Below are 16,522 nucleotides of genomic sequence, written 5' to 3'. Positions count from 1 at the left end.
CGAGATTGCGCCAGGGAACTGTCTCACTCAGCGATACGCTGGGGAGGTGACTGGCAGCGCAAACCTCGACACCGTGCTCGGCAAGGCGGTGACGATCCTGCGCGCCTTCCGGGCCGACGACCACGTGTTGCCTCTGGCCACCCTGGTCCAGCGGACGGGCCTGCACAAGGCGACGGTGCACCGCCTGGCCAACGAACTGGTCGCGAACCGGCTACTCGACCGTATCGACGGTGGCTACCGGCTCAGCGGCGGCCTCTTCGAACTCGGCATGCTCGCCTCTCTCGAACGTAGCCTCCTGGAGATGGCGATGCCGTTCCTCCAGGACCTGTACGAGCGGACCCACGAGACAGTCCACCTGGGGGTCCGTGACGGCCACGACGTCGTATACGTCGCGAAGATCGGCGGACACCGGCAAGCCAACTCGCCGTCCCGGACCGGTGGCCGGATACCGCTGTATTGCACCGCAATCGGCAAGGCGCTCCTGGCATTCTCCGACAACGAGTTTCGCCGCGAGGTGCTGTCGGAGCCGATGACGCGCCGAACCCCGCACACAATTGTTGCGCCCGGCATTCTCAACACCCAATTGAACCGAGTGGTCGAGACCGGTATTGCGTTCGAGCGCGAGGAATCAGCGCCGGGTCTCGCATGCGTTGCGGCGCCGGTATTCGGAACCAATGACAAACCCGTCGCGGCCATCAGTGTCACCGGTCCCACCAGTCGCTTCGTCCCCGAGAGCCAGGTGTCCTACGTGCGCGCTGCTGCCGAAGGCCTACACAGCACGATCGCTCGCCGCGAACGATTGCGGTGATCTGGCCGTCCCGACCCGGACGAGCCCGGTCAATGCGTGCGGCAATGGCCCCTCGTGTAGGACGCCGAGACGTTGGGTCGCGCGGGTGAGGGCGACATAGAGTTCAGACGCACCGCGTGGGCCGTCGGCGATGATTCGCTCCGGTTCCACGACGAGCACGGCATCGAACTCGAGGCCCTTCGTTTCCGAAACCGGCACAGCGCCGGGCACACTCGTAGGTCCGATGACGACGCTCGTACCCTCGCGTCCGGCCTCGTCCTGATTGAATTCGTCGATGGCGGAGGCTAGTTCGTCGGCGGAGATTCGCTTGGACCACGGTTGGACCCCGCAGGCGCGGACGGACTCGGGTGGCTGGACGTCTGGCGCGAACTCGGCGAGCAAGGCGGCGGCGACGCTCATGATCTCGGCGGGGGTGCGATAGTTCACCGACAGGGATCGGTAGATCCAGCGGCCGGGGACGTACGGCTCCATCATCGTCGCCCACGAGCGAGCACCTGCGGGTGAACGTCGTTGCGCGAGATCACCTACTACCGTGAAAGACCGGTCCGGGCAGCGGCGCATCAGGACTCGCCAGTCCATCTCGGACAGCTCTTGTGCCTCGTCGACCACGATATGCCTGTACGTCCAGTCTCGGTCAGCAGCAGCGCGTTCGGCGAGCTCCCGGGTATCGCGTTCGACGAAACGATCCGCCAGGTCCTCGGCGTACAGCATGTCCTGGGCGAGGAGATGATCCTCGTCGTCCATCAAGTCTTCGCGACTGATCATCATGTCCAGCACGCCCGCTGCATATGCAGCCTCGTCGCGGCGTTCACGTTCGGCACTCTGGTCGACGGGCTTGTCCCGGCCGAGCATGTCCACCAATTCGTCGAGAAGCGGAACGTCGGACACCGTCCAGGCATCGCCCTCTCGGCGCAACAGTGTCTCGTCTACGCCTGCCTTGCGTAGGCGTTCCGGCGAAGTAAACAGCTGTGTCAGTAGCTCTTTCGGTGTCAGGATCGGCCAGAGTGCGTCGAGTGCGGCGGCAAACGCGTCATTCTCCGCCAACTCTGCGGTCAGATCTGCGCGCACTTGTTCCCAGGCTTCACGGTCACTGCGTGTCAACCATCCCTTGCCGATCCGCGCTATCGCCCGCTCGGTCAGTGCCCAGGTGACGATTTCGGTGAACACAGTGCGAGCGTCGTTGTGGGGGAGTCCGCTCGAACGAGCTTCTTCTCGGGCCCACTCCGCCGTTTCGGCGTCGATTCGCACTGTGACGTCCGCCAATTCGATCAACAACGGGTTCTCGGGCAATCGCTGATGATCGGCAATCGCTGCGCCGAGAACGTCCAGGATCTTCAGCGAGCCTTTGAGCCCAGCGGCCTCAGGAGCGTCCTCGGCGGTGACGCGTAAACCCGGAACGAGATCACCGGTGGTCATGAACACCACGTCGGACTCGCCCAGCGAGGGCAGTACGCGGCCGATGTGGTTCAGGAACGCCGGGTTCGGCCCGACCACGAGAACGCCGTGACGTTCCATTCGCTCTCGCTGCGTGTAGAGCAGGTAGGCGACGCGGTGCAAGGCGACGACGGTTTTCCCGGTACCGGGGCCACCTTCGATCACCAGCACCCCGGGGTGTTCGAGTCGGACGATGTCGTCCTGCTCGGCCTGGATCGTGGCCACGATGTCGCGCATGCCCTCACCTCGCGGTGCGTTAACCGCAGCGAGCAAGGCGGAATCGCTGTGGGTGTCGTGTTCTGCGCCGTCAGGGCGCCCGAGTACCTCGTCGGTGAAATCGACCACGTGTCGACTGCGTGTGTGGAACTGACGGCGTCGACGCATGTTCTCCGGGTTTGCAGCGGTGGCAACGTAGAACGGGCGAGATGCCGGCGCCCGCCAATCGAGCAGCACCGGTTCGTAGTCGTTGTCCGCATCGAGAAGGCCGATTCGGCCGATGTACGAAGTCTCACCCGACAGCGAGTCCAACCGGCCGAAGCACAGGCCGTTGTCGGCTACGTCCAGCCTCTTCACCTCTTTGGCGAGCGCGCGCACCTCTGCATCGCGTTCCATGAGTGCTTCGCCGTTTCCGCGCAGAGCGGTGCTGTACCTGCCCTTGACTCGGGCGCGCTCCGCATCGAGGCGTGCGTAGAACGCCTCCACATAGTTCCGCTCGGATCGCAGTTCTTCTTCGTATCCCTGGGTTGGCACGTGCCCTCACTTCCGCTGGCTGTTCCGATCCCGTAGTGGGTCGTGCGGGATCGGAAGAGCCATTCTGCGGCACTACCCGGGCCTTGCCGCAAGGCCCCCGGTGCGATATACATTGATAGTGGAAGGGAGTGTCGATCCTCCCTCGGCTTTTTCCCACAGATCCTCTCGCGACCCCCCAGCCTGATGCACGGCTCCCAGCCTGGTCGATGTTTGGACCCCGAGTGTCACGGGTACAAATCCAGTGACCGGTGTTCCAAAAACGGTTCCCCTCATGAACTTACGTGGATCGAGGGATTGTGAAGGCGATACTGGCAACGGCCGCGAGCATCCTTCTGGTGGTTGCCTTGGCCGTCGCCGTCTTGCTTCTCCTTTCCGGATCACCGCGCGAAGGTACTTCGCACGAGCTCGCCGATACGGTTCACACGATCGGTGGGAAGCCGACAACCTGCACCGAGTTGTTCGGTGAAACATGCAGCTTTGCTCTGCAGTCGGACTACAACCAGTGGGGACAAAACCTCGAGGGTTTTGTCAATGCCGGGACCCTCGGACCTTTCGCCCGCAGTATCGGCTTCGTGGCGGAGGCGAAACTGAGCTTGCAGGCATGCGAGGTCAGCGCAACCGCCGGGCGGACGATTCTCGATTTCTACACTCTCGCCGAGATCGACCACCCCACGGCCACCACCACTGACCTCTTCCCCTTCTGGAACGAGTCCCGCCAATTCCTGTGCCCGGTAAACAGTTTCTGAGAATGCTGTTTGCTATTTGAGATGTTCGAGACGCGTCGCTCGCTCGGAGCCAGGTCGGGCGCAAGCGCGCGAATCGTGGACAGCGTTCCGCCCACGGGGGGATCGGTCTGTAACTGGCTCATGAGCACTGAATAACACACGAGAGTGAACGGCACTCCCCTCGGTGGCCGCTTCTTGTACGCGTTGCGGCGTGTCGGTGCACGGATGTTTATGCGAATTTCGACGGGGTAGGGCCTTCTGTGTGGGAGTCCTACCTGTGTGGGATCCCCGAGCGAGAATCCGAAACGTATTGGAGGGTCAACGTGCCAGATGACAAGAGCGGTCCCAGCGAGGGAATCAAAGGCGTCGTAGAGGACGTCAAGGGTAAGGCCAAGGAAGCCGTGGGTGCGGTTTCCGGAAACGACAGTTTGACCCGAGAGGGCCGCGCCCAGCAGGACAAGGCCGAAAGCCAGCGAGAAGTCGCGAAGAAAGAGGCAGAAGCCGAGAAGGCTCGCGCAGAAGCGGCCGCGGACGAAGCGCGACAGAAGTCCGAGCAATAGCCCTGACACACTCGTCACCCTCGGCCTGGGATTGATCCCAGCCGGGGGTGAGTCGTGGCTCCGCGTTCAGTTTGAAATCTCTACTTACATAAGGCGTAACAAGATTCTTGCGCCCAGCATGACGATCAAGAGGAGCTGTTCGATGCCTTCATCTCAGTCCGTCCCAGGTGCACCGGCCCCGAAAGCGCCGGACCTGAAAGAGCCGGTCAAGCCTCGACAGCCGTTGCCGCCCAAGGATGACCAGCGGCAGCCGGAGGTGCGTACCGTCGCGGGTGCCGAGGAGAAGGTGAAGGGAAATGGTCGCGGCCAGCGGGGGGAGTACCTCACCACCGCAACCGGTACACGTCTCTACGAGACCGACCACTCACTCACTGCCGGCGAGCGTGGCCCGACTCTTCTTCAAGACCACCACCTGCGTGAGAAGATCACACACTTCGATCACGAGCGAATTCCGGAGCGCGTCGTCCACGCCCGCGGGGCGGCCGCACACGGAACGTTCCTGGCGAATGGCGCGGCCGGAAACATCTGTAAAGCATCGGTGTTCGCTTCCGGTGCTCGAACCCCGGTGTTCGTGCGGTTCTCGACGGTGCTGGGTTCACGAGGTTCGGCGGACACCGTACGCGACACACGCGGTTTCGCCACCAAGTTCTACACCGACGAAGGTGTCTTCGACCTGGTGGGCAACAACATCCCGGTGTTCTTCATCCAGGACGGCATCAAATTCCCGGACATCATCCATGCCGCGAAGCCCCACCCGGACCGCGAGATCCCGCAGGCACAGAGCGCACACGATACTTTCTGGGATTTCGTGTCGCTGCACACCGAGGCCACGGCGCACACATTGTGGAACATGTCCGATCGCGGCATCCCGCGCTCCTATCGCATGATGGAGGGCTTCGGTATTCACACGTTCAGGCTCGTGAATGCCGACGGCGAGACGAATCTGGTGAAATTCCACTGGAAGCCGGCCGCCGGAGTGCATTCACTCGTGTGGGAGGAAGCGCAGATCGCCGGCGGTGTGGATCCGGATTTCCATCGACGCGATCTTGCCGACGCCATCGAGGCGGGCGCATATCCGTCCTGGGATCTGGGCGTGCAGGTGTTCCCTGATACCGAAGACGAAATGTTCGAAGGCATAGATCTATTGGATCCCACCAAGATCGTGCCCGAAGAACTCGCGCCGGTTCAGGTCATCGGAACGATGACACTCGACGCCAATCCGACGAACTTCTTCGCCGAGACCGAGCAGGTTGCATTCCATCCGGGTCACTTGGTTCCGGGTGTCGACATCACCAACGATCGTCTCCTGCAGGCACGTTTGTTCTCGTACCTCGACACCCAGATCACGCGACTCGGTGGCCCCAATTTCGATCAGATCCCGATCAACCGGCCTCACGCGCCTGTCAACGACATGCTTCGCGACGGCTTTCATCAGGACGGTGTACATACCGGAGTTGCGCCGTACCATCCCAATTCGTTGGACGGTGGGTGCCCGTTCTTGGCCTCGGCGGAGAGCGCGGCCTATATCGAGGTGCCCGAAGAAGTTTCAGGGCGAAAGGTGAGGCAGGCGCCGGCATCGTTCGACGATCACTTCTCGCAAGCTCGACTCTTCTATCGCAGTCTCTCCCCTGTCGAGCAGGAGCACGTCGCGCAGGCGTATACCTTCGAATTGGGTAAGTGCTACGAGGAGAACATCAAGACCCGGAATCTGGGCATCTTGGCGAATATCGACGCGGGTCTCGTGTCGATCGTCGCAGGGGGGCTTGGCCTTCCGGTTCCCGAACCGACCGAGCCGTTGAGTGATCCGGAGCTCAGCCCTGCACTGTCCCAGATTGGTGCGGAATGGCCGGTAGACGGAAGGATCATCGCACTACTGGTCGATGAGAACTCCGATCTCGAAACGGTTGTCGCCGTTCGAGACAAGATCTTCGACGCCGGCATGGTGCCGCTGATCCTCGGCCCGCACGGCGGAACCATCGGGGACGGTGACGACGCGGTGACGGTGCAGCGAACGTACCTCACAGCTCGTTCGATCGAATTCGATGCAATCCTGCTGAGCGGCGACGTTTCTCGGATCGGCGAGGGCAAGTTGGATCCACGGGTGGAGACTCTGCTGAACGAAATGTATCGTCACAGCAAGGCAATTGGTGGTTGGGGAGAGAGCATGAGTGCGCTGGCTGCGGCCGGTATCGACGAGTCTGCATTGGGAGTCGTCGTCGATGCAGACGCGGAAGGAGCGCTCGCCTCGCTGGCTCAGCTTCTGAAGACGCACCGCGTGTGGGGGCGTTTCGAGGTGCCGCCTACATCCTGAGTGCCGACGTACGTTCGAACCTGCGGTGTGGCCGAATTGCCAGTTCGGCCACACCGTCGGAGTGAAGACGAGTGAAGGGACGAAACAGTGGCTCGCAAGGACTCACAACCTCAACTCAAGGATCAAGAACTCTACGAAGAGCTACGCGAGAAGGGCGATTCCAAGGAGAAGGCGGCCCGAATCTCCAATGCGGCCGCCAATCGAGGGCGGTCGAATGTCGCCAAGTCCGGCGGACAATCCTCGCCGTACGAGGAGTGGACAGTCGACGAGCTGAAGAAACGTGCCAAGGAACTCGATCTGCACGGCTATTCGAAGCTGAACAAGGGTGAGCTGATCGAGCAACTCCGCACTCACTGAGCTGTGTTCTGCTCGAGTCGTATTCTGCTTGTGCAGAATACGACTCGAGCGGTCGGTTCAGTGCCCTTCTTGATCGAAGAGTTCCTGACCTTCCAGTCGTTTGACCCGTCGGTGTTCCATCAAGATGGCCAGTGTTCCGACGATGAAGGACACCACACACACGACGCCGGCAATGACTGCCCAACCACGAAATCCGTAACCTGCTGCCACCAAGGTCAATCCGAGTGTTGCCAGGCCCAGCCCGATCAGCAGGTATCCGGGATAGTTGCGACCGTCGCTGATTGCCTCCCCTACGTGCGATCGATTTGTGTGTTCGTCATCTACCGGTGAACTTTCGCTCGCGTTTGTCACGGCACACTCCATCCTGAGCTCATGAAGACTTGCGATTCTTCGCTCGTCGTCGGTTCACAGGGCAACTACCCGATCGGCCACTGGATGAAACGGTTGGAGTAGTGCCGAAAGGGGTAGAAGGTCGTACGCTCGAAGTATCGGATGTGGATGAAAACCGGTGCGAGGAAGCCCTATGAACGCGAAGCCGACTCCCGACATATTCTCGGTAGGTACACCGACTCTCGGTGTCGAAGAGGAGTTCTTGCTCTGCGATCCGCAGACTGGACATCCCACTCTGCGCAACTCCGAGGTTGCTGCCGCCGGGCGGGAACTCGGTATCTCGCTGCAACTCGAACTCACGCGCTGTCAGGTGGAGACGTCTACGTCGATCGGAAACCATATTCGTGATCTTCGTGATCAACTCTGTGAGTCGCGTGCCGTCACCGCCGACGCCGCTGCCCGTGTGGGTTGTCAACTCATCGCAGTCGGGACGCCGTTCTACGATCCGCCGGTGGACGAGATCACTCAAACGTCGCGATACCAGCGAATGGCCGGTCAATTCAGAGCGATCACCGAAGGTGTGATGTGTGGTTGCCACATTCATGTCGGTGTGGAAGATCGAGAACGATCGGTCCAGATCATCAACCATCTGCGCCCATGGTTACCGACCTTGTTGGCACTGACGGCGAACTCTCCGATCAGCGCCGGTCGCGATACCGGTTATGCGAGTTGGCGTTACGTTCTGTTCGGCCGATGGCCCAGTTCGGGTCCGCCGCCCTACTTCGAGTCCGTGGCGCACTACGAAGATGCTGTTGCAGCAATGCTGGAGACAGGGGTCATTCTCGATCCACACATGGTCTATTGGGATGTGCGCATGTCGGATCACCTTCCCACCGTGGAGATTCGGATCAGCGACGTGCCCGCCACCGTGGAGGAGACGATGACTCTGGCCACACTGGTGCAGGCACTCGTCGGTACCGCATCCGCCGCGATCACGAAAGGTGAAGCAGCGCCTGCTGTCGATCACGAGCTACTCCGCGCGGCTTGCTGGCGGGCGGCGCGTGACGGACTCGACGGGAGGTCGCTGGACGTGGAATCCGTGCGCTTGCTGACTGCACACCAGGCGGTTCGGCAATTGGTGGATCACGTCGAACCTGCGTTGACTGCATTCGGAGAATTCGAGCAGGTCACGGCCTCCTTGGACAAGGTGTTCAGCAACGGAAACGGGGCGATCGTGCAGCGCCGTCAACTCACGCGTCGGTCACGTGTAGCTGATGTGATCGACGAGTGCGCTCGACGCACTTTCGAAGGGTGCAGTTCGCAAGGGGGCAGTGAGCTGTAAGGCACGGTTGGAATGGGCATTCGAGAACTTTCAGTGTCTTGTCGAAGTCACCGATCGGACTGCAGGAGGAGGAACATATGAATGGCGATCCACGACCCGAGCTTCCGTCGGACAAGGATCTCGACGATATGTGCAGGCAATTGGCTGCGGCAGTAGAGGAACACGGTCTGTCGGTGGCGACGGCGGAATCGTTGACTGCCGGGAACATCGCCGCACATCTGGGAAAGGCGCCGGACGCCGGATCGTGGTTTTGTGGTGGGATCGTCGCGTACACCCGCGAGGTGAAACATTCCGTACTTCATGTTCCGGACGGGCCAGTGGTCTGCGAAGAGGCAGCCAGGGTCATGGCGCACAGCACCGCCACACTGATGGGTGCGTCGCTGGCGCTGGCCGTCACCGGTGAAGCCGGTCCTGATACCCAGGAGAACGTTCGACCCGGAACTGTGTGGTTCGGAGTCGTCGACCATGGGACCGCCGAAACGGAGAAGCAGGTTTTCTCGGGCGACCCCGAAGCTGTCCTCGGTGCAACTGTCGAGCACGCGATCCAACTACTTCTGCGTCACGCATCCGATCGCCACACTCCGAGTTCGCGAGTTGTGTACTAGTCGAGTTTTCAACTCTTCGAACGGTTCTTCTTGTGACGACCTGTGTGTTTCGCAGGCGCCTGCGCGGTTGGAACCAGATGACCGTCGGCCGTGTATTTTTCGACTACGAGGTTCTTGCTGACTCCTCGGTTCGCATCCACTGCGCAAGTGATTGCTTCCTTGTCGGAGTTGAAAGGTTCCTCGGTCGAAGAGCCGTCGGGCATCGTGATTTTGTACCGATCCATACATCGACTATTGCGGGTTGATCCGTCTCCGACAACCCGAGCTCACGGAAATATCGGTCTGGAATCAGGCGGATCAGCGGGTCCAATACTCCTCGGGACGTTGACCCGGACGGAATCCGTAGTGCGCGAGCATCGCGGTCGCTTCCGGAAAATTGGCTGCCAGAGCTTCGGGCACATGTGCATCGCTGCCGAATGTCACCGCTTTACCTCCCTCTTCGCTCCACCATTGGGGTATCCAGGGCAACAGCCGACGGGTGTTCATCTCGAGGATCCGGTCGCTGTCGGCGATGGCGCGCATCGCATTTCGGAATCCCTCTTCGAATCGACGGGGATCGAAAGGTCCGGCGCTTTCGATCGGCCATGCACGCACCGCGTAGTCGATATGGGTGAACACCTCGAAGGTCCGAGAGCCAGCCACCATACGCGGGATCTCATCGAGGTATGCCCACATGACTTCGTCGGCACTCCACTTTCGAAACAGAGTGTTCGGTTCACTCCGATCGTCGCCGACTTCGAGCGTGTGCAAGGAACCCAATACCCGGTCGATGACACCGAGATCAAGGAGGTGCGACGCCTGCGCTTCGTGCAGGTGCGGTTGTCCGAACTCGACGCCGGTGAGTATCCGCAATTCAGGAAAACGGTGTCGGCATCGTTCGATGCTGTCGAGATAGCCGTCGACGTCGAGGATCGGTGCGCGGACATAGCCGTCGGTGCTCAGCAGGTGATGTTGATGGGGCATCAGATCTGCGGCGGTTGTGCGCCACCGAGCATCGAAGTCGAGATGCTCGGTGAACACCAACGCCGGCAATCCGATTGCTTCGGCACGCGCGCAAGTCTGTTGCATTCGTCCGGATGCGTGCGACAGCGGTCCGCCGGTGTCCCACGACCACTCGCTGTGAACATGACTGTCCGCGGGTAGTTGCATGTTCAGTTCGTACCAGAGCCGGGAGTTTCGAGGGGCGGTTAAAGCTCGGACTGTCGCGCGAATTCGCTCTGTGCAGTGGTTCCCCAGATCTCGGAGGACTGAGTCTCGGGCTCGCTGTCCAGCTTTCGGACGTCGTGAATGAACTCCACACCGTGCAGTTCGTCGGACGGAACCGACAGAAGCTTGCACGTGGTGCTGACGAAGAATCGCTGGACATCTTCCAACTCGAGACGCCCACCGGGCCGGTACCAATGCGCGACCCCGGTACACATCTCGAGTATCGCGAGTCGGCTCAATGCCAGATCTTCGATGTCGAAGGCGCCCACGCGTTGTCCGCGTTCGAGGATCTGTCCGAAAAGTTGCTCGTACTCGTCGCGCAGGGTCTGCAACTCGATGCGGTTGTCTCCGGTCAACCCGCGCATCTCGTACTCGGCGACGCGGGCAGTCAGTTGGTTGACGGCGGTAATGCCGACGTGTGACGACACCAGGCCGGCGAGCTGGACTACGGGATCGGCGCTTCGGCGCATTGCCCGCTCTCCCGACTGCGTCAGCTCGTCGAGGCAGGACCGAATGATCGAGGCCAACAGTGACTCTTTGCTGCCGACGTAGTGGTAGAGCGTTGCCGAGTTGATGCCGGCTTCGGCTCCGAGCTCACGAATGCCGGTGGCGGCGAATCCTTTCGTCGCGAACAGCGTGACTGCCGCCCGTTGAACGCGCCCCAGGTCCATGATCCTCATTTCGGTTGGTTGCCCAATCATGCTAGCATCGCCGCCGAAATCGACCGGCTGTCAATCAGTCGATTGATAGCTGTTTGTGAACTGGCAAATTGCATCTCAACTAATCAATCGATCGATTGAAATACGCTTGACTGTGCCCTGGGTCACTGCATAGTCTCCTTGTCGAGCCTCCCTCTCGGTGCGAGAGCTAACAGGGCACTCCATACAAGGAGCAATGACATGAACGACGCGAATCCCCCATCTCCCGCAACTGTCGACAGGCCTGCCCTGCGGCGTGTGGCCGGATCGGTTCTGGTCGGCACCACGATCGAGTGGTACGACTTTCAGATCTACGGCGCCTCCGCCGCGTTGGTCTTTGCGCCGCTGTTCTTTTCGGGCGCAGACCCCGCGCTGGCGACAATTCTTTCCTTCGCCACCTTCGCTGTCGGCTTCCTGGCGCGGCCACTCGGCGGTGTTGTGATGGGCCACTTCGGCGACCGCATCGGACGCAAGAAGGTCTTGGTGCTCGCACTTCTCTTGATGGGAGCAGCGACGTTCCTGGTCGGCGTCCTTCCGACCTCCGCCCAGATCGGTGTGTGGGCCCCGATTCTTCTCGTATTGCTGAGACTGATTCAGGGCTTCGGCGTCGGGGGTGAGTGGGGCGGTGCAGTTCTGACTGCTGTGGAATACGCACCCAAGAACCGCCGCGGTTTCTACGGCAGTATGCCGCAGGTCGGTGTGCCTGCTGGCCTTCTGCTGGCGACGGCCGTCATGTTCGGCACCAAGACGCTCACCGGGGACCAATTCCTGGTGTGGGGGTGGAGAATTCCCTTCCTGCTGAGTATCGCGTTGGTCGCCGTCGGGCTTTACATTCGCACCGCGTTGGAAGAGACTCCCGCATTCGCTCGCGTGAAGCAGCAGAACACTGCGGTCAAGATTCCGATGGTCGACGCGTTCAAGAACTACCCTCGTCAAATCATTCTTGCCGCAGGTTCGATGATCAGCACGGGCGCTTACTTCTACATCCTCAACACCTACAGCCTGACCTACGCCGATCAGTTCGATGTGCTGTCCGGAAACCTCATGCTCGGAGCGGTCATGGTGTCCGCGCTCGTTGCAGTCATCTTCATTCCGATCTTCGGTCAACTGTCCGAAAAATTCGGCCGACGCCGGATCCTGATGGTCGGCATCACCGGCATGGGAGTGTGGGTCTTCGTTGCATTCGCCGCGATAGATACCGGCAACTTCTGGATCACCACCGGCGCATTGGCAGTCGGCGCATTCATGCTCAGCATCTCGTACGGGCCGCAGGCGACGTTCATCGCGGAACTGTTCGACGCACGGGTGCGGTACAGCGCAGCGTCCATCGCTTTTCAGATCGGGGTGCTCTTGGGTGGTGCAATCGCGCCGATGGTTGCCGCCATGTTGGTTCGCGCAACCGGTGGATCGCTTGCGGTCGCTGTGTATATCGCTGCCCTGTCTGTTATTTCGCTGATCAGCGTCTACTTCGTCCGTGACACCGACCTCGACGAAGGAAGTCGCGACATGTACATCGATGACAACGGGGCGTATCTGCCGCCGGTCGATCAACGCTCCACGGTTGTCAACTAATAGAGGAAACTTCAATGATCACAAAGAGTTTCGAAGAGATCTCTGTCGGAGACATTGCGGTGACGGACCCGCGGGTCGTCACCGAAGACTATGTGCGAAGTTTCGCCGACCTCACCTGGGACCGCCATCCCCTTCACCTCGACCCCGACTACGCGCAGCAGACGCGCTTCGGTCGCCAGATCGCCCACGGTGCCCTCATGTTGTCCACCTTGCTCGGTCTGGTGGAGTTGGACCCCCGTTACCTGCAGTGCTTCTACGGGCTCGATCAGGTCAGATTCCACCGGCCGACTTACCTCGGCGACTCGGTGCATGCGGTGTCGGAAGTGCTGTCGGTGCGCCCTCGCTCGGACGGTGAGACCGCGATCGTGACGTCGAAAGGCTCACTCGTCAACCAAGACGGAGACCTTGTCTTCTCCGGCGAATTCTCATTCCTGGTAGGCGAGACCCATTCCCTCGACCTCGAAGTGGGTGCTCGGTGAGTTCTCGGCGGCATATGTCATGGTGGCAGGACCTCGAAGCAGAACACTTCGAATGGGCTGTGCCAGAGCACTTCAACATTGCGCACGCATGTGTCGATGTACAGAATCCCGATGATCTGGCCCTCGTCGTAGACACCGGTGGGCACTGGGCGCGGTACACATTCGGTGAAGTCGCCACGATGAGCCGAAAGTTCGCGACCGTGCTCGCGGATCTCGGCCTGGTCTCAGGCGATCGCGTCGGTGTGATGGTCCCACAGGGAATCGAGGTTCTGGCGACACATCTGGGCGCCTTCCGATCCGGAATGGTCACCGTTCCACTTTCGGTCAAGTTCGGATCGGATGCGTTAGTACATCGGATGCGTGACTCCGGCGCGAAAGTTCTTGTGGTCGAGAAGGACTGCTATGAAAGAGTTGCCGACGGAATCGGTGAGATACCGGGTCTCGAAGCCGTAATCGTGGTCGGAAGGCTCGATCGGCTCTCCGATTCGACGCCCGTGCAAATCCTCGATTTCCACAGCCTCGTCGACGATGCCGCAGAAAGTAGTGAACCGGTAGCCACGGGCCCCGATTCACATGCCATCATCATCTACACCTCAGGGACGACCGGGAATCCGAAAGGCGCGCTCCACGGGCACCGAATTCTTTTGGCGCACATGCCCGGTATGCGGACGGCGTTCGACAATGCTCCGCAGCTGGGAGACGTCTTCTGGACGCCGGCAGACTGGGCCTGGATCGGTGGTTTGTTCGACGTACTGTTCCCCGCACTTGCGTTGGGGTGCCCCGTAGTTGCGACGCCCGACAAATTCACGCCTTCGCGTGCGGTCGAGATTCTGAGCCGTCACAAGGTGACGGGCGCCTTCATTCCGCCCACTGCCCTCAAGCAGATGCGAAGCATCGGCATCGACAAGACTGCTGCACGTGGTATTCAGTTGCGGGCATTGGGAACTGGTGGTGAGGCGCTCGGTGACGCCCTGCAAGCCTGGGTTGCGAGCACGCTCGGTGTAGATGTCAACGAGTTCTACGGGCAGACGGAAATGAATCTGACCATCGGCACGTCGCGGTCGAAGTGGAGTCCCGCCAGCGGCTCGATGGGCCGCGCCTTCCCCGGCTTCGAAGTCACCCTCCTCGATCCACTCGGCGAGCCGGTCGAGATTGGTGAGGTAGGCGAGATCTGTGTGAAGGCAGGCAATCCCGGACAGTTCCTCGGATATTGGAACCAGCAGTCGAAGACCGATGAAAAGGTGTACGACGGTTGGATTCACACCGGTGATCTGGGTCGGACTGATGACGCCGGGAACTTCTGGTACCAGGGACGTGCCGATGACGTCATTTCGTCCGCGGGGTACCGAATCGGCCCCGGAGAGATCGAAGAGTGCCTGCTCTCGCACGACGAGGTAGCCATGGCAGGTGTCATCGGTGTTCCGGATCCGTTGCGCGGCGAAGCGGTTCACGCTTTTGTCGTACTGTCCGAGGGGTCGAACTCCTCGGAGGACCTCCGTCAGGAGTTGCAGACCCACGTGAAAAGTCGCCTTGCTTTCTACCAGTACCCGAGGGAGATCACGTTCATCGACAGCTTGCCGCTCACCACTACCGGCAAGATCCTCCGACGTGAACTCCGAGCGCTGGCCACCTCCGCGAACGGACTCGGCTAGCAGAGGGCTACATGTTGGGTAGGACCACCACGAAGAACCAGCCGCTCAGTGCCAGACCGATGAATCCGGTGAAGAGGCCGACTATTGCATCCCATGGCAGCTGGCGGGCATTCGAGAGCAGATGCCCGCCAGACTTCTTCGGGTGACGTCGGAGCGCGAAGATTCCTGTTGTGATCGCGCCGACGCCCAGCAGGATGCCGAAGCCGAAAGCCCAGAACAGGAGTACCGACAGCGCGCCGAGCATCTCAGACCGCTCACTCCAGCGTGCGATGCGCTGTGTTTCGGTGGGCGGAGGCCACTTGTGTGAAGGCGAGAGAGCTGCTCCGAAACGGCGGGTGTGGTGACGAATTGACTGGTCGCTGAGAAACATTGTCCACCACGCCTGGAGTTGAGTCGATGTGCCGCTGGTATCTACTCGTCTACCCCGTCTTCGCGGATATATGCCGCCGATTTCGAGGCTAGGTGCTTGCCGCTTCTTCCCAGGAGTTTCCGTTCCACACGATGGAGATGGGGTATTCGTTGTTGACCCCGTTTTCCCAGTAGTCGATGACGCCGTGGCGCTCCGATTCGAGTTCGATCCAGCCGATGCTGAATCCCCCTCGAAGTACGCATTGAGCCCGGCGGTCGATCTTGTCCAGGGAACTGCAGAGTCCTCGCACGCGGGAGTCGATCCAGCCCGCAGAGGCATCAAGAACGGTGATCTCGACGATGCTCGCGTCGCTCAGCGGAATCTCGATGAGAAGCTCGCCGGAATCTCGTACCTCTCGAGTCGATCGATTCTCGTAGGCGTGCAACAGCTCTCGCGGTTCGAACACCGAAGGGTCGCCGTCGGACCGTCGAGACCAACCGAAACGCTGCACGGACACATTGTCTCCCACGAATTGCAGGAATGTCATTCGATGTGAATGAGGCCGTCCAGGGCGTCCAGTACCCGGTCCAGCCCGAACTCCCAGGCCGCCTCGGGGCTGTACGGGGAGTTCTTGGCCTCGCCGGCCGCCCCTCCGACTCGCTGCGCCAGCGGGAAGTCGTCGCCGAGATAAGCAGCCAGACGCTGGTTCCAGGACGACCACACCTCGGCCATGTCGGCTGCTCGGGGGTCAGGGCGCCGCGCTTGCGCCGAGGATCGGGCGAAGTCGGCGACAAATGTCAGGGCGGAGTCCCGGTCGATGTCGCTCAGTCCCGTGCCGTCGAAGGCGTGAAGTTCGTGGTCGTACTTCGCGATAGTTCCCGGACCCAACGCGGAGCGCTGATCGGAGATGTCCAGGAGCCACCAATGCTCCGTATAGAGGGCAAGTTCTTCCTCGGCGACCCGACGCACACGTTGGCGCCAGGTCATGTTCCCGTACGGCAGGAGTGGGCTGTGTCCGTGTACGGCGTCGACCATGAGCACCAGCAGATCGTCGCGGGATCCGACGTGGGTGTACACCGCCATGCCCGAGATTCCGAGTTCGGCGGCCAATCGGCGGACCGTCACGGCGTCGAGGCCGTCGGTATTCGCGACGGAGATCGCGACGTCGACCGCCTGTGAGGTGGTGACCTTCGCTCGCGGGCCGCGGGTGCCACCCTTCGGCGCGAGGGGGTGATCGCGCCAGAGCAGGTCGATCAGTTCGCGTGCCATCAGTCGTCTCCAGAAATCGGGAATACCTCAACGGTGGTATACCTTATACGGTGCATACTGTATGCACTGCATAAG

At 60.9% G+C, this 16,522-nt stretch carries 17 protein-coding genes; 10 read left to right on the top strand and 7 right to left on the bottom strand.

Translation table 11 applies throughout. The features are described 5' to 3' along the window. Nucleotides 1-46 precede the first annotated feature (46 nt). Nucleotides 47-808 carry an IclR family transcriptional regulator gene (locus tag RA302_RS28190; RefSeq protein WP_003942865.1) on the top strand — a complete coding sequence of 254 codons (762 nt, stop codon included), beginning with the start codon at nt 47-49 and terminating at the stop codon, nt 806-808. Here the strand turns inward: RA302_RS28190 and helR are convergent. After that, nucleotides 770-2,992, bottom strand: coding sequence for an RNA polymerase recycling motor ATPase HelR (helR, locus tag RA302_RS28185; RefSeq protein ID WP_030537430.1), 2,223 nt, complete (start codon nt 2,990-2,992; stop codon nt 770-772). The two genes, RA302_RS28190 and helR, sit on opposite strands and share 39 nt — an antisense overlap. A 281-nt stretch (nt 2,993-3,273) precedes the next feature. Here helR and RA302_RS28180 point away from each other — a divergent pair, with 281 nt between their 5' ends. The 4 genes from RA302_RS28180 (at nt 3,274) to RA302_RS28165 (ending at nt 6,945) form a co-directional block, all read left to right on the top strand. Beyond that, complete coding sequence (locus tag RA302_RS28180) at nt 3,274-3,738, top strand: hypothetical protein (protein WP_225320190.1); 465 nt, start codon at nt 3,274-3,276, stop codon at nt 3,736-3,738. Nucleotides 3,739-4,040: 302 nt separating this feature from the next. Next, nucleotides 4,041-4,277, top strand: coding sequence for a CsbD family protein (locus RA302_RS28175; protein WP_003943084.1), 237 nt, complete (start codon nt 4,041-4,043; stop codon nt 4,275-4,277). 142 nt (nt 4,278-4,419) lie between these two features. Then, nucleotides 4,420-6,588 (top strand): catalase, encoded by a 2,169-nt coding sequence (locus tag RA302_RS28170; RefSeq protein ID WP_030537429.1) that lies wholly within the window; start codon nt 4,420-4,422, stop codon nt 6,586-6,588. Nucleotides 6,589-6,675: 87 nt separating this feature from the next. Further along, nucleotides 6,676-6,945: a Rho termination factor N-terminal domain-containing protein gene (locus RA302_RS28165; RefSeq protein WP_003943161.1), complete on the top strand. Its 270-nt coding sequence runs from the start codon at nt 6,676-6,678 to the stop codon at nt 6,943-6,945. 57 nt (nt 6,946-7,002) lie between these two features. Here RA302_RS28165 and RA302_RS28160 read toward each other — a convergent pair whose 3' ends face one another. Then, nucleotides 7,003-7,308 (bottom strand): hypothetical protein, encoded by a 306-nt coding sequence (locus RA302_RS28160; protein WP_007735689.1) that lies wholly within the window; start codon nt 7,306-7,308, stop codon nt 7,003-7,005. Nucleotides 7,309-7,468: 160 nt separating this feature from the next. On the opposite strand from RA302_RS28160, the gene RA302_RS28155 reads away from it, so the two are divergent. Beyond that, a complete protein-coding gene (locus RA302_RS28155; protein ID WP_007735690.1) occupies nt 7,469-8,617 on the top strand; it encodes a glutamate--cysteine ligase in 1,149 nt (382 codons plus the stop codon). 77 nt (nt 8,618-8,694) lie between these two features. Beyond that, nucleotides 8,695-9,222 (top strand): CinA family protein, encoded by a 528-nt coding sequence (locus RA302_RS28150; RefSeq protein WP_030537428.1) that lies wholly within the window; start codon nt 8,695-8,697, stop codon nt 9,220-9,222. Nucleotides 9,223-9,519: 297 nt separating this feature from the next. Here the strand turns inward: RA302_RS28150 and RA302_RS28145 are convergent, their stop codons facing one another. Both RA302_RS28145 and RA302_RS28140 read right to left on the bottom strand, forming a co-directional pair. Continuing rightward, complete coding sequence (locus RA302_RS28145) at nt 9,520-10,371, bottom strand: PHP domain-containing protein (RefSeq protein WP_030537427.1); 852 nt, start codon at nt 10,369-10,371, stop codon at nt 9,520-9,522. Nucleotides 10,372-10,409: 38 nt separating this feature from the next. Beyond that, nucleotides 10,410-11,108: a TetR/AcrR family transcriptional regulator gene (locus tag RA302_RS28140; RefSeq protein WP_225320187.1), complete on the bottom strand. Its 699-nt coding sequence runs from the start codon at nt 11,106-11,108 to the stop codon at nt 10,410-10,412. A 219-nt stretch (nt 11,109-11,327) separates the two neighbouring features. Between RA302_RS28140 and RA302_RS28135 the strand changes: the two genes are divergently transcribed. Genes RA302_RS28135 through RA302_RS28125 form a run of 3 tightly spaced genes read left to right on the top strand, consistent with a single transcriptional unit; the run spans nt 11,328 to nt 14,829 of the window. After that, complete coding sequence (locus RA302_RS28135; protein ID WP_030537425.1) at nt 11,328-12,698, top strand: MFS transporter; 1,371 nt, start codon at nt 11,328-11,330, stop codon at nt 12,696-12,698. Nucleotides 12,699-12,712: 14 nt separating this feature from the next. Further along, on the top strand, nt 12,713-13,177 hold the full coding sequence (locus tag RA302_RS28130; protein WP_003943225.1) for a MaoC/PaaZ C-terminal domain-containing protein: 465 nt from the start codon (nt 12,713-12,715) through the stop codon (nt 13,175-13,177). Then, nucleotides 13,174-14,829, top strand: a complete 1,656-nt coding sequence (locus RA302_RS28125; RefSeq protein ID WP_230587645.1) for an AMP-binding protein — start codon at nt 13,174-13,176, stop codon at nt 14,827-14,829. Before RA302_RS28130 ends, RA302_RS28125 begins: the two co-directional genes overlap by 4 nt. A gap of 7 nt (nt 14,830-14,836) precedes the next feature. Here the strand turns inward: RA302_RS28125 and RA302_RS28120 are convergent, their stop codons facing one another. From RA302_RS28120 to RA302_RS28110, 3 genes are all read right to left on the bottom strand, one after another. Next, nucleotides 14,837-15,199 (bottom strand): hypothetical protein, encoded by a 363-nt coding sequence (locus RA302_RS28120; RefSeq protein ID WP_225320185.1) that lies wholly within the window; start codon nt 15,197-15,199, stop codon nt 14,837-14,839. 88 nt (nt 15,200-15,287) lie between these two features. Next, nucleotides 15,288-15,725 (bottom strand): hypothetical protein, encoded by a 438-nt coding sequence (locus RA302_RS28115; RefSeq protein ID WP_030537423.1) that lies wholly within the window; start codon nt 15,723-15,725, stop codon nt 15,288-15,290. Further along, complete coding sequence (locus RA302_RS28110) at nt 15,722-16,447, bottom strand: TetR/AcrR family transcriptional regulator (protein WP_007735703.1); 726 nt, start codon at nt 16,445-16,447, stop codon at nt 15,722-15,724. The genes RA302_RS28115 and RA302_RS28110 overlap by 4 nt, the downstream gene beginning before the upstream one ends. Nucleotides 16,448-16,522: the final 75 nt, after the last annotated feature.

Source organism: Rhodococcus sp. DN22, assembly GCF_036669995.1.
Taxonomy (GTDB): Bacteria; Actinomycetota; Actinomycetes; order Mycobacteriales; family Mycobacteriaceae; genus Rhodococcus_F; species Rhodococcus_F erythropolis.
Note: the sequence above shows the minus strand (reverse complement) of the source record. Positions and strands in the feature narration are given on the sequence as shown.